Consider the following 13,711-nt stretch of genomic DNA (forward strand, 5'->3'; position numbering starts at 1 on the left):
GTTGCACGAATTGCTCCCGTGGAATTGGAAAGCCGCTCAAAATATCAGGAAAGCAGCCTGACCGCGTCACTCGCCGGATGGTTACGCTGAAGCGCGAATCCAACCACCTGCACGCCTTCGAAAGCGAGGCCGCCTGTCCGGGAAACGGGGACCCGTTTACTGGGCTGGTTTACTGGGCTGGACGACCGGATACGGCGCAGGCCACGCCTTGGGCGATGCTGCGTTGGCAATGATCGGCCAGGGCCTTGCGGTTGGGAAAGCCGTCGATCGTCACCGGCGGGTGGAACTCCACCTCCACCGTCATGCCCCCCAGTTGGAAGACCTGCCAGAGATGGGGGGCGAGGTCCATGTCGCCGTACCAGGCGTAGAAGGGGCGGAAGGCCACTCCCATCGGGATGCCGTCCAGGCGGGTTGGGGTGACGCTGATCGGTTGGACGGTCAGGGGCTGGTCGCCGATCCGCCGGGAGGCCACGGCGAACAGGGCCGATTTGAAGGGCAGGGTGCGGTTGCCGTCGCTCGACGTGCCTTCCGGGAACAGGATCAGGCTGTCGCCCGCCTCCAGACGGTCGCCGATGTCGTCGCGCTGCCTGCCCACGCTGGACCGCGCCCTGCGTTCCACGAACACCGTGCGTGACAGCTTGGCGAGCAACCCGAAAAAGGGCCAGCCCGCGACCTCCGACTTGGCGACGAAGGAGGCGGGCAGCAAGGCCCCCAACACCGTGATGTCGAGGTAGGAGGAGTGGTTGGACACGAACAGCACGGGGCCGCTGCCCATCCGCTCGCCCCGGACCACCAACTCCAACCCCAGCAGGCGGGCGCACAGGCGGTGATAGAGGATGGGCAGGCGGCGGGAGAGCGGCGAGCGCAGCCCCACCGCCACCCCCTGGACCGGGATCAACAGCAAGGTCAGCAGGAGGTACAGCGTCAGGCGCAGCGCGCCACGCCCCACTGATCCCAACGCGCGCGCGGTGTCGTCCGTCGTCATGCTGTGTGTTCGCCGTTCTCTGTTCACCACATCGGGGCGCGCGTCGGATGAGTGGGGCCGCATCGGAGGGGCGACGCACCCTCAACCGGGCTGGCTCAACCGGGCTGGCTGTCGCGGTTGCGCCGCTCGTAATGCTTGAAATATTTGTCGGTGATGAGGTCGGTCTTCACCACGATGCAGACGTCCGTGGTGTTGAACTGATGGTCGATCACCCCGCCGTCGCCGACGAAACCGCCCAGCCGCAGATAGCCCTTGATGAGCGGCGGCAGCACGTTCAGCGCCCGGCGCGGATCGATCCGGTCCTTTTCCATCAAATTCATCGACACATAGCGGTCGGGCAACGCGGTGGCGCGCAACTCCGGCGGGGCCAGATGATGGTGATGCAGATAGGCCAGCGGTTCGGCCAGAGCCGCCGGGTCGGTGCCGGGCAGGCTGGCGCAACCGAACATCAGGGCGATGTCGTGCTGGAAGACGTAAGACGCGATGCCCCGCCACAGCAACTGCATGCTGCCGCGCGTGCGGTATCCGGCGTCCACACAGGACCGGCCCAGTTCCAGAACCTCACCGGGGTAACTGGCCAGGGGGCTGATGTCGTATTCGTCGCTGGAGTAGAAGCGCCCGACCTGTTCGGCCGCAGGGCGGCGGATCAGCCGATAGGTGCCGACCACCATCTCCGGCCCATTGCCGCGCGCGTGGTCGATCACCAGAAGATGGTCGCACAGCGCGTCGAACGGATCGAAGTCGCGCAGGCGCGCCTTCATCGCGTCGGACGGGATGGCCGCCATTTCGTCGTAAAACACGCGGTAGCGCAGCGCCTGCGCCCAGTCGATTTCAGCGGCGGTCTCGGCCAGCCGCACTTCCAGGGATCCCATCCGAAGATCGGAGGATTCGCCCTGGTCCACGCTCGTATCAGCCATATCGAGGATTCGCTGCTGTGGTTCGCGAGGATGCTGCGCGCCATCGATTCCCATCACCAGGAGCAAGTGACCGGTCACAGGGAAGCGGGCGCACAGACAGCGCAAGCCATATCACAGAGCGGCGGGCGATGGTCAACCGACATTGTCCGGCGGGCACCATTGCCCCGTCAGGCAAACCCGGAAAACCATCGGCCTGAGCGATGGCTCAGGCGGCCCCGCGACGGGCGCGCGTGCCCAGGCCGATCTGCTTGGCCAGGGAGCTGCGTTGGCGGGCGTAGTTCGGAGCGACCATCGGATAGTCGACCGGCAGCCCCCAGCGGTCGCGGTATTCTTCCGGCGACATGTTGTAGGCGGTCTTCAGATGGCGCTTGAGCATTTTCAGCTTTTTGCCGTCTTCCAGACACACGATGTAATCGGGCGTCACCGACTTCTTGATGGGAACGGCGGGCTGCGGGCGCTCTTCCGTCACCACCGGCTCGGTGCCAACGGTGGCCAACGACTTGTAGACCTGTTCGATCAAGGTCGGAAGATCGGTCAAGGCCACTGTATTGTTCGAGACATGCGCGGCAACGATCTCTGTGGTCAGAGACAACAGCGCGTTGGAAGGGGACCCGGTGGTCATGTAAGCTTGCTCCAGAACATTCGTTCCTCTCCATATAAAGAGGTTTTTCGTAAGGTGCAATATCCATCCTTTGCTGTCAAAGAGGAAGATGTGAGCGAAAAAATCCCTGCTGACTTGTTTATCGACATCACGACCCAGGTCTGTCCGTTGACCTTCGTCAAAACCAAGTTGACGGTCGAACGAATGGCGGTTGGGCAGACCCTTGAAGTCCGCCTGAACGCTGGCGAACCCTTGGAAAACGTCCCCCGTTCCTTGGCTGAACTGGGGCACAGCATTTTGTCTCTGGAGCGGGAGAACGCGGTGGAACCGACCAGCATCCACCGCCTGCGGGTGCGCAAGAATTGACGCCTACACCCCTGGGATGGTGCGGCGCATCACCACAGCGGCCACGGCTCCGCTGGGACGTGTGTAGTAACCAGGGCGTCGCCCGACCGGCTCGAAACCATTGGCCATGTAAAGAGTCCGCGCCGGGCTGTTGTCTTCGGCGACTTCGAGAAAAAGCGCCTCGGCCCCCTGGTCTTGCGCGGTGCCAAGGACGGCCATGACCAGACGGCGGCCGACGCCACCGCGCCGGTCGGCGGGCAGGACGCCGATGGTCAGAATCTCTCCCTCGCCCGCCGCGACCCGGGCCAGAGCGAAGCCGACCGGCTCCTCCCCGCGCAGGGCCAGCAGAGCAAAACCCTCCGGCGGGCTGCACAGGCTGGCGATGGCGGCGGCGTCCCACGGCTCGTCGGGGAAGCACAGCGCGTGCAGGGCGGCCAGCGTCTCGGCGTGCAGCGGCCCGGCGGTTTGCAGATGAACGGCCTCGTCGGTCGTCATGCCTTGGCCTTGGGCAGGCTGACGTCGGGCGGGCGCAGATAGAAGGGATCCACCGGGTGGCCCGGCTCCCGCTCCGCGCCCAGCCGGGCGACCACGGCGGCGTCCGGCACGCCGTCGCCGCTGGCGACGGCCAGGTCGGTGCGCACCGCCAACGCCGCCCGCAGCAGCCCGGCCCCGTCGCCGGCCAGCAGCAGCGGCCCGGTCGGCCACAGGCCATCCAGCCAAGCAGGCACGTCCGCCGGTTCCAGCATCGCCGCGTCGCCGATGGGGGAGCGGTCGGGGGCGAAGAGCTGGAGGTAGGGTTCGGCCCGGCGGCTGTCCACCGCGACCAGAACCGCGCGCCCGGCGCGTTCGTCCTCCGGCAGCCCGTGCAGGATCGCTTCAAAGCTGGTGACGCCGACCACCGGGCATCCATAGGCCACGGCGAAGCCGCGCGCCGCCGCCAGCGCGATGCGCAGGCCGGTGAAGGCCCCCGGCCCGACCGTCACCGCGATGCGGTCCAGATCGGCGAAGGCAACCCCGGCGTCCGTCATCACCGCGTGGGCCATCGGCACCAGGGCTTCGGCCTGTCCGCGCGCCATCGGCGGGTTGCGGCGCGCGACGACGCGCCCGTCCTCCGGCCCCTCGTCCCGCCACAGCGCGGCGGAGCAGCCCGACGTCGCCGTGTCCAACCCCAAAATCTTCATCGCCCCGCCTTGCCCGTGCTAGACAGCACTCTCCATCCCCTCTGTTCGCAGTCAAACGGCGTTCCAAACCATGCTGATCGAGATCGCGCCCCCGGCGTACGACGTCGAACTGAACCTTCTTTACGCCACGGCGGACAATTTGTCCGGCGCGCCGATCTACCGCAACCCGGTGTGCCTGCTGCACCCGGACGCTGCGGCCCGTCTGAAGACCGCCATCGCGCTGGCGCGGGGCATCGGCTGCCGCTTTCGCGTCTACGATGCCTTCCGCCCCGCCGAGGCGCAATGGAGGCTTTGGTATGCCTTTCCCGATCCCGCCTACATCACCGATCCGCGCCTGGGATCCAGCCACACGCGTGGCGTCGCCATCGACCTGACCCTGATCGATTCGACCGGCCAGCCGCTGGACATGGGAACCGGGTTCGACGCGATGATCGAACGCTCCCACCACGGCTGCACCGATCTGACCCTGGAGCAGCAGCGCAACCGCGCCCTGTTGCTGGGGGTGATGAGCGCGGCGGGGTGGGACCATTTCGCTACGGAATGGTGGCACTATCAGTTGCCCGACCCGGAGCGCTACCCGCTGTTGACCGACGCCGCCATCGGCGGCCGGATGATGTAACGCCATCGGCGGCCGGATGATGGGATCGTCGGGGGGGGCACCGCGTTCGGGTGGTGGGCAAGGGAGCGGGCGGGTTGTTGCACGCGCGCATCGCAACCCACCCCTTTTGTGGATGGGCATGGTTGTTGCCTTGTTCCGGTGCGGCGGACTGTGGCACACCACCTGCGTTGATCGGGGCTGTGCCCGATTCTGTTTGACCATGGGCTGACATGCCGTTCCGCCGCGCCGCTCGGGTGCTCGTCACCGCCGCTCTGACCGTCTGGACCTCCCTGGTTCCGGCGTCGCGCATGGCTGTGGCGGTGGAAGCATCCGCGAGCAACAGCGCGGTCGTCTTCGCCTATGACCGCTTTGGCGAGGATCAGAATCCGTCCCTCAGCATCCGTCTGGACCAGTTCGAGTCGCATCTCGATGAGCTGACCGACGGGGATTACGCGGTTCTGCCGCTGCCCAGCATTCTGGAGGCGCTGCGGTCGGGCAAGCCTTTGCCGGATCGCGCCGTCGCCATCACCATCGACGAGGCCAGCCGGTCCGCCTACACCGAGGCGTGGCCCCGGCTGAAGGCCGCCGGTCTGCCCTTCACCCTGTTCGTCGCCACCGATGCGGTGGATCGCGGGTCGCCCGCGCACATGACCTGGGCCGAGATCCGCCAGATGGCGGCGGCGGGCGTGACCATCGGCGGCCTGGGCGGCTCCACCCAATCGCTGGTTCCCCGCACGGCGGCGGAGGTCGCGGCGGAGCTGCGCCGCATGTCCGACCGCTTCCAGGCGGAGCTGGGGCAGCGTCCCACCCTGTTCGCCTACCCGCAGGGGGAATATTCGCTGGCGGTGCGCAAAATGGTGGCCGAGCAGGGCTTCGTCGCCGCCTTTGGCCAGCAATCGGGGGTGCTGCACCCACAAGCCGACCTGTTCGGCCTGCCGCGCTTCCTGATGAACGAGGCCTATGGCAGCGTCGACCGCTTCCAACTGGCGGCCAACGCGTTGCCGTTGCCCGTGTCGGACCTGACGCCGGACGACCCGCTGTTGACCGTCAACCCGCCGCCGCTGGGCTTCACCATCGCCGACAGCGTGGGCGACACCGCCAAGCTGGCCTGTTTTGCCGCAGGCCAGGGCCGCACCGCGCTGGAGCGGATCTTCGACGACCGGATCGAGGTGCGGATCAAGGACCCGTTCCCGCCGGGCCGCGCGCGCGTCAACTGCACGCTGCCCGCGCCGGATGGCCGGTGGCGCTGGCTGGGCATGCAGTTCCTGATTCCCGAGTGATTGTGCGCGCCTGTTCCGTGATGGCGTGTGCCCCGTCGCGGCGGGACCGGGCTTGTGACCCGGCTCCGCGCGTTTCGGGGGCGGCCCGTCACTGGACCGCGCGGACCTCGACCACTTCGGGAATGTAGTGGCGCAGCATGTTCTCGATGCCGTGCTTCAGCGTGGCGGTGGAGCTGGGGCAGCCGGAGCAGGCCCCCTTCATCGCCAGATAGACCACGCCCTTGTCAAAGCCCTGGAAGGTGATGTCGCCGCCGTCCTGCGCCACCGACGGGCGGACGCGGGTGTCCAGCAGCTCCTTGATCTGTTCGACGATCTCGTCGTCGTCGCTGTTGGCGCTGGCGGCGTGACCGTCCCCGGCGTCGGACAGCAGAACCGGGCGGTCGGCGGTGAAATGTTCCATGATGACGCCGAGGATCGACGGCTTCAGCAGAAACCATTCCTTGGCGTCGGTCTTGGTGATGGTGACGAAATCCGCGCCCAGGAACACGCCGACCACGCCGTCGATCTCCAACAGGCGCTGGGCCAGCGGCGAGCGGGCGGCGTCCGCCGCGCTGGTGAAATCGGCGGTGCCGCGTCCGAGCACGTCACGCCCCGGCAGGAACTTGAGAGTCGCCGGGTTGGGCGTCTGCTCGGTTTGAATGAACATGGTGCTATCCTCCATCGACGCCGCACGGGACCTAGCGGCGTTCCAGAAATTTGGGCAGAATCCCCGCCGGGATCAAGCACCGGATTGGTCCGATTTCCGCATTCCCGACCCTCATGTGGTGCCGATGACCGCCGATCCGTCCCCCCATCCGCCTCTCTTCCCCGATTGCCCGCCCCACCTGCTGTACGACAAGGGGCACGATGTCGGCGCGATTCTGGGCTGGCTGCTGCAAGAGGGTCGGCAATGCACCGAGGCGGAAACGCTGGTGGACGAGTTCGGGCGGCGTCTGAACGCCATCGGCGTGCCGCTGGCGCGCAGCGTGCTGGTGCTGCAACTGCTGCACCCGCAAATCCGCTCGATGATCCACATCTGGCGCGACGACGGTGAACCGGTGGAGACTGTGCTCTCCAACCACGGCGACGAGCAGACCGAAACCTATCTGAAAAGCCCCTTCGCCACGCTGGTGGAGGATGGGGCGCAGGGGTTGCGCTTTCGCCTGGACCGGATGAGCGCGCCGTGGCCCTACCCGATTTTGGAGGATCTGGCGGCGCAGGGGATGACCGATTACGCGGCGATGGCGGTGCTGTTCACGGGTGGGCGGCGCAACGCCATCAGCTTTGCCACCGGACGGCCCGGCGGCTTTTCGGTGGCCGATCTGGCGCTGCTCGACGCGGTGCTGCCCGCCCTGGGGGCGGTGCTGGAAACGCTGGCGCTGCGCCATCTGGCGGCGACGGTGCTCGACACCTATGTCGGGCGCAAGACCGGGGCGCGCATCCTGTCGGGCGACATCCGGCGCGGGACCGGGGCGAACGTCCGCGCCGTGCTGTGGTACTGCGATTTGCGCGGCTTCACCCCGCTGGCCGACCGTTTGCCGCGCGAGGAGTTGATCGCCCTGCTGAACGGCTATTTCGAGTCGATGGGCGACGCGGTGGAGCGCCACGGCGGCGAGATCCTGAAATTCATCGGTGACGCCATGCTGGCGATCTTTCCGCTGACGGAGGCGGACGAACGCGGGACCGCCGCCGCGAACCGGGCGCTGGCCGCCGCCACCGACGCGCTGGCGACGATGAGCGCCCAGAACGCCGAGCGCGCCGCCTGGGGCCAACCCACCCTGCGCTGCGGCGTGGCCCTGCATGTGGGGGAGGTGATGTACGGCAACATCGGGTCGACCGAGCGGCTGGACTTCACCGTCATCGGTCCGGCGGTCAATCTGGTCAGCCGGATCGAAGGGTTGTGCGGGCGGCTCGACCGCACCGTGCTGACGTCCGCCGACTTCGCCGCCCTGGTCCCGCCCGACGCCCCGCACCGGCTGGAGTGCATCGGAACCCACACGGTCAAGGGGCTGGTGGAGCCGGTCGAGGTGTTCGAGCTTCAACTGCGCCCCTGGGTGGCCGCCGGGGCGACGCCCCCCATCACATGATGGCTTTCGTCAGGTGATGGCCTCCAACGCGTCGTTGCTCAGGCCGCCGGGGACGATGGTCAAGGGGATGCGCAGGCGGGACAGGCCGCGCCCGGTGTAATAGGAGATGAGCGGCCCCGGCCCTTCCGGGTCGGTGTCGGCGGCCAGGACCAGGATGGAGATGCTCGGCTCCTCCGCGATCAGGGCCAGCACCTCTTCATGGCGTTTGCCCTCGCGCACATAGAGGACGGGGAGGGAGCCGGTGAGCCGCACCACCTCGCGCGCCAGCTTTTGCAGCGTGCGTTCGGCCTCCTCCCGCTTTTCCTCGCGGATGAGGTTTTCCATGGCCAACCAGTGCTGCATCTCCTCCTTCTCGATCACGGCGAGCAGGGCAACCCGTCCGCCGGATTTGCGGGCGCGCAGGCAGGCGTAGCGCAAGGCCACCTTCAGTTCGGGGCTGTCGTCCACGACGACCAGGAAGATGCGGACCGGCGGAACGGCGTCGCCCGGCGGCGTGGTGTGGCCCGTGGTGTGGCTGGTGTCGGTCATCGCGGTCTCTCCCTTTCCTCGCCCGGTGCCCGGGGTTGCCCTTTGGTTACACGCGGCGGAAGGCGGCCCCGGCCGTCCAACCCGCCGCCACCGCCCCCAGCACCGCCAGCACGCCATAGGTGATCGGGCGGTGCCGCGCCATGTCATAGACCTCGGCGCTGAAGCCGATCTTGGACACCACCAGCGGCGTGGTCTGGGCGCTGACCACCTCGCCGTTGCGGATCAACAGGGCTTCGACGTTGTACAGCCCGGTCGGCACGTTGGCCGGAAAATACAGGTTGGTGCGGAACAGCCGGTCGCCGAGAAAGGACACGGTCCCGGTGGTGGGGGTGTAGACCCCGGCGCGTTGCTTGTTGCGGATCAATGCCTCGCGAAACTCCGCCTGCTCCCGGCTGTCCAACGCGCTGTCCTGCGGGGCCAGCGTCAGTTGCGGCACGCCGATCTGTTGGCGTTCCAGCAAGGTCCTGCTGACGATCTGGTCGAGCGGGCGGCTGGTCGCCACGCTGTAGAAGCTGGGGGCCTGGGAGAAATGGACGGTGCGGGTGTTCATCCACATGCCCAGCACCCGTTCCTTGCGGCGGACCAGGGCGGGCATCTTTGGGCCGGTGACGACGATGGCGACGTCGCCCGCCCCGTCGGTGGTCCCGAACAGCACGACCTCCGTCCCGGTGAAACCGGTGGTGATGGCGATCAGATGGCTCGACAGGTCGGCGACGAGCTGTTGCGCCCAGACGGTCGTCGCCAGCGTCACCGCCAGGACCCCGGCCAGCGCCAGCCCGGCCACCCCGCCCAGGCCCCGCGCCACCCACAAGCGCCCAGCCCCCAAACGCGGCACCCGCATCACACCACCCCCATGGTCAGGCTGTGGACGTCCAGCGGCGGGGCGAACAGATCCCAGGCCAGCTTCAGCGCCACGGCGACGACGATGGTGGCCAGCATCAGCCGGGCCTGTTCGCCGGGGATGCGGCTGCCGATCCGCGTGCCGAACTGCGCGCCGATCACGCCGCCGACCAGCAGCAGCAGGGCCAGCATGGCGTCCACCGTGTGGTTGGTCGCCGCTTGCAGCAGGGTGGCCGCCGCCGTGGTGAAGATGATCTGGAACAGCGAGGTTCCGGCCACCAGCCCGGCGGGCATGTTCAGCAGATAGATCATCGCCGGAACCAGCAGGAAGCCGCCGCCGATGCCCATGATCGCCACCAGAATCCCGCCGACCACGCCGATTCCCGCCGGCAGCAGGGCGGAGATGTAGAGCTTGGAGCGGTGGAACCGCATCTTGAAGGGCAGGCCGTGCAGCCAGATGTGGCGGTGCAGCTTGCCGCGTTTGGCGGTGGGGGCGCGGCGGCGGATGATGGCGCGGGCGCTTTCCAGCATCATCATCCCGCCGATGGTCCCGAGAAAGAAGACGTAGGACAGGCTGATGGCGATGTCGATCTGGCCCAGCCGCTGAAGCACGCCGAAGATCCACACCCCCAGCGCGGTGCCGATGACGCCGCCGATCAGCATCACCACCCCCAGCTTGACGTCCACGTTGCCGCGCCGCCAATGGGCCAGCACACCCGACACGCTGGCCGCCACCAGCTGGTTGGCCTGGGTCCCGACCGCCACCGCCGGGGGGACGCCGATGAAGATCAGCAGCGGCGTCATCAGAAAACCGCCGCCCACCCCGAACATGCCGGACAGAAAGCCGACCAGCCCGCCCATGCCCAGCACGAGGAGCGCGTTGACCGACATTTCGGCGATCGGCAGATAGACTTGCATGGTGGGGGCAGCCGCCGCAGCACAGGGGCCGTCAGCTTACCCGAGCGACCGCAGCGGCGAAAGCGTTGGCGAACCGTGGCAGGGCAATCGCTTGAAGCATCGCGAGCCTGGCCGGAACACGAATGGACAGGGATTTCTTGGCAAAGCTTGCTCCGGTGGGAGCGAGGCTTCAGGCGATTGCCCTGGGGCGGTGGCCTGCGTCTATTGGCGGTCGTCCAGCGGTCGTCAGTGAACGGTCGGGCTTTGGGTGGCGGCCTGGGTGGCGGCGGCCTGGACGGTCCCGGTGAACAGGCTGCGGGTGTAGCCGCCCTTTTCCGGGAACATGCGTTCGGCCTCGCGCTTGGCCGAATCGATGTCCGGGGCGTAGACCAGCAGAAGGTTGGTGTAGTGCCAGGCCGGGCTGACCGGTCGCCCGGCGGCGCGCGCGGCCAGACTGTCGAACATCACCTCGCCGTGGAAGGGGCGCACGCTCGACCCCGGTTGCCCGACGGTGTGAAGGAAGGTGGGCGGGGTGCGTTCCAGCGCCGCGATGTCGCGTTTGAGCTGGTGCAGCCGGTCCTCCTGCTTGCCGGTCTGCTGCTTGACCCTTTCCACCCGCGCGTTCAATTCGTTGAAGGTTTCCTTTTCCGCCAGCCATTTGTCGTGCAGTGGGGCCAGTTCCCGCCGCAACTGGTTGACGCCGATGATGCCGGTCCAGCCGCGCCGGATGCCCCAAAAAGCCAATTGCGCCATCACCCCCAAGGCGAAGGCCCCCGGCAGCAGGCCGATCAGTGTGTTGTACATGGCGTCCCTTTTCTAAACCGCAGCGTTTGGCCGGGCGTCAATCTGGCACAGCGCTTGCTGCACCCGCGTCCACACGCAGGAAGGGCAGCAAGGATCATGCCGAACGCGATCCTGAAAGAGGCCTTCGCCGCAGTCGGCGGGGCGGACGAGGTGTTGGAGGAACCGTTCCACGGGGCGGCGCTGGATTTCGGCGCGCTGCCGCCGTTGACCCGTCGCGAGCGCTGGTCGCTGGCGCTGGCGCGCTTTGGCCTGACCCGGGTGACTCCGCTGTTGCGCGACAAGCTGCGTGTGCGCCGGACGTTGGACGAACTGCCCGCGCGCTTCGGCCCATCGGGCGCTGGTTTGACCCATCCGACCCAGCTTGCCCCTTATCTGGAGTTGCTGACCGCCCTGCCTGAAGAGCTGTGGGACGAGGAAAATCGCCTGGAATCAGCCATCGCCGCCCTGTTGATCGAGTACCGGTTCAAGCATTCCGTCAAACGTGGCCTGATGTGCTATTATTCAAAAATGGCCAAGGTGGCGTTTTCGGACGGCCACAAGAGACAGAAGATTGTCGGAAAGATCGACAGCCCGGATGAGTTGTCACAAGTTTTGACGAATATCCGGGAAAAATACCTGATCTTCATTCGGAATTACGTCTACGCGATTGTGACGCGTGAGGATGTGTTGAAGGGGAAACCCCTGTTTCTCGACCTGCTGACCGCCGTTCTGTTTCTCAGCCGGATCGGGGAGGGTGGGGTGTTGGGCAAGGAACCGGATGGGCGGCGTCTGCCCGACCGGTCCGATCTGCTGTTCATCGCCCTGCGCGATCCGGTCCTGTTGAAAGCGGCGGAGGACATGACGTTTCAAAAGACCTTGTCGCGATCGATCAAGGAGTTTCCAGTGGGGGAGGCGGCGTGATGATGGGGTTTTCCGGTGGTGAGGACCTGTCAAACGGGATCATGGCCATCGGCGTGGTCGGCGTGCTGCTGCTCGCCTGCCTGATGTGGATCGGCGCGTCGGTGTTGCGGTCGCTGCGTCACATCGCGGGCGTGCGGCGGCGCTTTTCCGGGCTGATCAAGCAGCACGCCACGCTGGAGCGCGATTTGTCCGCCATCCAGCAGGCGATCCGCCACGAACAGGACGCCTTGATCAAGGCCGAAGAGGCGCTGGACGGGCGGCGTCAGGAGGTGGCGGCGGCGGAGGAGCGGTTGCGCAAGACGCGCGTGACCTGCGTCAAGGTCTATGAACTGCTGCACGAGCGCTACAGCGAAAAAGACCGCTTGTGGCTGGTCGCCGACGGTGAAAACGGGACCGCCGGGCGCTGGGCCGTCGCGGCCCCCGACGAGAAGACGGCGACGGAGCTGGTGCGCAAAAAGGCCGACAAGCCATCGGTCGAGGGCAAGCTCTGACCCGCGTCGCCGGGCGCTGGCGTGGTGTTGGCGCGGTGGCGGCGTTGCCAAAATGCAAAAAGCATCGTGGGCAAATTGCAAAATGGGACGCAAGACGCGTCGGCTGCCGCGCCGGGTTGCGGTGCGGCGGTGAGGATGGCGTGGGTGTGTTTGGGGGGAAAGAGGAACGAGGTGGTGTCCGCGGCGGGATTCGAACCCACGGCCCCAGGATTCATACCACTTCGGCTTTCGCCGCCGCCGGTACCGGCGTTCGTGGTCTGGACTGTCCCTTCGTCCTAGGCCGACAAAGGCCCTTAGACGCCGCCCGTCCAGTCTCTACACCTTCCCCCGTTGGGCGGGGGCTTGGCTCGGGATTGGCATGACGCGCGCACGCGCCGCAGCGTTCCCCGACTTTGAGCGGATCCACTGCGTTGTTTCCAAGCGCAGCGCCCAATTTGGTTGTTTAGGAATCCTGTGCTCTATCCTGCTGAGCTACGCGGACCTAACCTCGTTCGCCTTCTCTGTACCCTGAACCGGCCGATGGGGCAACACCCGTTGCCACGCGGCAGCGCCACCGTGGGCGGTCCATCGCTGCGGTCAGTCGCTGTAACGCTCCTCGGTCCAGGGATCGGCGTGGTTGTGATAGCCGCGCACCTCCCAGAAGCCGGGATGGTCGTCGGCCAGCAGTTCGATCCGCTTCAGCCATTTGGCGCTTTTCCAGAAATACAGCTTGGGCAGGACGATGCGGACCGGGCCGCCATGCTCCAGGCTGATCGGCTGGCCCTGCCAATGGGTGGCCAGCAACACGCCCTCCTCGGCGAAATCGGACAGGGCGACGTTGGTGGTGTAGCCGTCGAAGGAATGGAAGACGACGAAGCGCGCCGCCACCTGGGGGCGGGCGAGCGCCAGCAGATCACGGGCGCTGACCCCGCGCCAGTCGTTGTCGTAGCGCGACCAGGTGGTGACGCAATGGATGTCCGACCGGGCGCTGGTCTGCGGTGCGGCCTGAAGATCGGTCCAGCGCCAGGACAGCGGCGCGTCGACCAGACCATCGACGGTCAGCGACCAGTTGCCGACGTCCAGCCGGGGGGTGATGCCGAGATCGAGCACCGGCCAATCCTCCACCAGCCGTTGGCCGGGTGGCAGCCGGTCGCGGGCGGGGAGGGCTTCCGCGCCAGTCAGGCCGCGCCCGTCGCGCGCCCATTGCTCCTTGGTGGCGATCAGCTTTGGGCGGATGGCCCCGTCCTGCTCCGGGGGCGGGCTGGGGCGGTCGGCGTTGGGATCGGTCATGGTCGGGCC

17 protein-coding genes are annotated in these 13,711 nt (G+C 67.1%); 6 read left to right on the forward strand and 11 right to left on the reverse strand.

From position 1 onward, the window contains the following. Positions 1–169: 169 nt before the first annotated feature. The 3 genes from EJ903_RS16760 to EJ903_RS16770 form a co-directional block, all read right to left on the reverse strand. Positions 170–985: a lysophospholipid acyltransferase family protein gene (locus tag EJ903_RS16760; protein WP_126617533.1), complete on the reverse strand. Its 816-nt coding sequence runs from the start codon at positions 983–985 to the stop codon at positions 170–172. Between the two features lie 95 nt (positions 986–1,080). Beyond that, positions 1,081–1,902, reverse strand: a complete 822-nt coding sequence (locus EJ903_RS16765; protein ID WP_126617535.1) for a GNAT family N-acetyltransferase — start codon at positions 1,900–1,902, stop codon at positions 1,081–1,083. Positions 1,903–2,107: 205 nt separating this feature from the next. Continuing rightward, a complete protein-coding gene (locus EJ903_RS16770) occupies positions 2,108–2,524 on the reverse strand; it encodes a Ros/MucR family transcriptional regulator (RefSeq protein WP_126617537.1) in 417 nt (138 codons plus the stop codon). 6 nt (positions 2,525–2,530) lie between these two features. On the opposite strand from EJ903_RS16770, the gene EJ903_RS16775 reads away from it, so the two are divergent. Next, positions 2,531–2,869 (forward strand): sulfurtransferase TusA family protein, encoded by a 339-nt coding sequence (locus EJ903_RS16775; protein ID WP_377006260.1) that lies wholly within the window; start codon positions 2,531–2,533, stop codon positions 2,867–2,869. Between the two features lie 3 nt (positions 2,870–2,872). Here the strand turns inward: EJ903_RS16775 and EJ903_RS16780 are convergent, their stop codons facing one another. Beyond that, positions 2,873–3,343: a GNAT family N-acetyltransferase gene (locus tag EJ903_RS16780; protein WP_126617539.1), complete on the reverse strand. Its 471-nt coding sequence runs from the start codon at positions 3,341–3,343 to the stop codon at positions 2,873–2,875. Next, positions 3,340–4,029 (reverse strand): tRNA (adenosine(37)-N6)-threonylcarbamoyltransferase complex dimerization subunit type 1 TsaB, encoded by a 690-nt coding sequence (gene tsaB / locus EJ903_RS16785; protein ID WP_126617541.1) that lies wholly within the window; start codon positions 4,027–4,029, stop codon positions 3,340–3,342. The genes EJ903_RS16780 and tsaB overlap by 4 nt, the downstream gene beginning before the upstream one ends. 70 nt (positions 4,030–4,099) lie before the next feature. Between tsaB and ddpX the strand changes: the two genes are divergently transcribed. After that, on the forward strand, positions 4,100–4,648 hold the full coding sequence (ddpX, locus tag EJ903_RS16790; RefSeq protein WP_126617550.1) for a D-alanyl-D-alanine dipeptidase: 549 nt from the start codon (positions 4,100–4,102) through the stop codon (positions 4,646–4,648). A gap of 209 nt (positions 4,649–4,857) precedes the next feature. Next, positions 4,858–5,907, forward strand: a complete 1,050-nt coding sequence (locus EJ903_RS16795) for a polysaccharide deacetylase family protein (RefSeq protein WP_126617552.1) — start codon at positions 4,858–4,860, stop codon at positions 5,905–5,907. An 88-nt stretch (positions 5,908–5,995) separates the two neighbouring features. Here EJ903_RS16795 and EJ903_RS16800 read toward each other — a convergent pair whose 3' ends face one another. Then, complete coding sequence (locus tag EJ903_RS16800; protein ID WP_126617554.1) at positions 5,996–6,553, reverse strand: NifU family protein; 558 nt, start codon at positions 6,551–6,553, stop codon at positions 5,996–5,998. Positions 6,554–6,677: 124 nt separating this feature from the next. On the opposite strand from EJ903_RS16800, the gene EJ903_RS16805 reads away from it, so the two are divergent. After that, positions 6,678–7,973, forward strand: coding sequence for an adenylate/guanylate cyclase domain-containing protein (locus EJ903_RS16805; RefSeq protein WP_126617556.1), 1,296 nt, complete (start codon positions 6,678–6,680; stop codon positions 7,971–7,973). Positions 7,974–7,982: 9 nt separating this feature from the next. On the opposite strand, the gene EJ903_RS16810 is transcribed toward EJ903_RS16805, so the two are convergent. The 4 genes from EJ903_RS16810 to EJ903_RS16825 form a co-directional block, all read right to left on the reverse strand. Then, a complete protein-coding gene (locus EJ903_RS16810; RefSeq protein ID WP_126617558.1) occupies positions 7,983–8,501 on the reverse strand; it encodes a universal stress protein in 519 nt (172 codons plus the stop codon). 46 nt (positions 8,502–8,547) lie between these two features. Further along, positions 8,548–9,342: a TIGR02186 family protein gene (locus EJ903_RS16815; protein WP_126617560.1), complete on the reverse strand. Its 795-nt coding sequence runs from the start codon at positions 9,340–9,342 to the stop codon at positions 8,548–8,550. Then, positions 9,342–10,259, reverse strand: coding sequence for a sulfite exporter TauE/SafE family protein (locus tag EJ903_RS16820; RefSeq protein ID WP_126617562.1), 918 nt, complete (start codon positions 10,257–10,259; stop codon positions 9,342–9,344). Before EJ903_RS16820 ends, EJ903_RS16815 begins: the two co-directional genes overlap by 1 nt. A 225-nt stretch (positions 10,260–10,484) precedes the next feature. Then, the gene (locus EJ903_RS16825) at positions 10,485–11,042 is read right to left on the reverse strand and encodes a hypothetical protein (RefSeq protein WP_126617564.1); all 558 of its coding nucleotides are present in this window, start codon (positions 11,040–11,042) and stop codon (positions 10,485–10,487) included. Between the two features lie 96 nt (positions 11,043–11,138). On the opposite strand from EJ903_RS16825, the gene EJ903_RS16830 reads away from it, so the two are divergent. Together EJ903_RS16830 and EJ903_RS16835 are read left to right on the forward strand one after the other, a co-directional pair. Continuing rightward, positions 11,139–11,942 carry a hypothetical protein gene (locus tag EJ903_RS16830; protein ID WP_126617566.1) on the forward strand — a complete coding sequence of 268 codons (804 nt, stop codon included), beginning with the start codon at positions 11,139–11,141 and terminating at the stop codon, positions 11,940–11,942. Further along, positions 11,942–12,433 (forward strand): hypothetical protein, encoded by a 492-nt coding sequence (locus EJ903_RS16835; protein ID WP_126617568.1) that lies wholly within the window; start codon positions 11,942–11,944, stop codon positions 12,431–12,433. Before EJ903_RS16830 ends, EJ903_RS16835 begins: the two co-directional genes overlap by 1 nt. 576 nt (positions 12,434–13,009) lie before the next feature. Here EJ903_RS16835 and EJ903_RS16840 read toward each other — a convergent pair. Next, entirely contained in the window at positions 13,010–13,702 is a 693-nt protein-coding gene (locus EJ903_RS16840; protein ID WP_126617570.1) for a sulfite oxidase-like oxidoreductase, read from the reverse strand. Positions 13,703–13,711 lie beyond the last annotated feature (9 nt).

The organism is Azospirillum griseum (genome assembly GCF_003966125.1).
GTDB classification, from domain to species: Bacteria; Pseudomonadota; Alphaproteobacteria; order Azospirillales; family Azospirillaceae; genus Azospirillum; species Azospirillum griseum.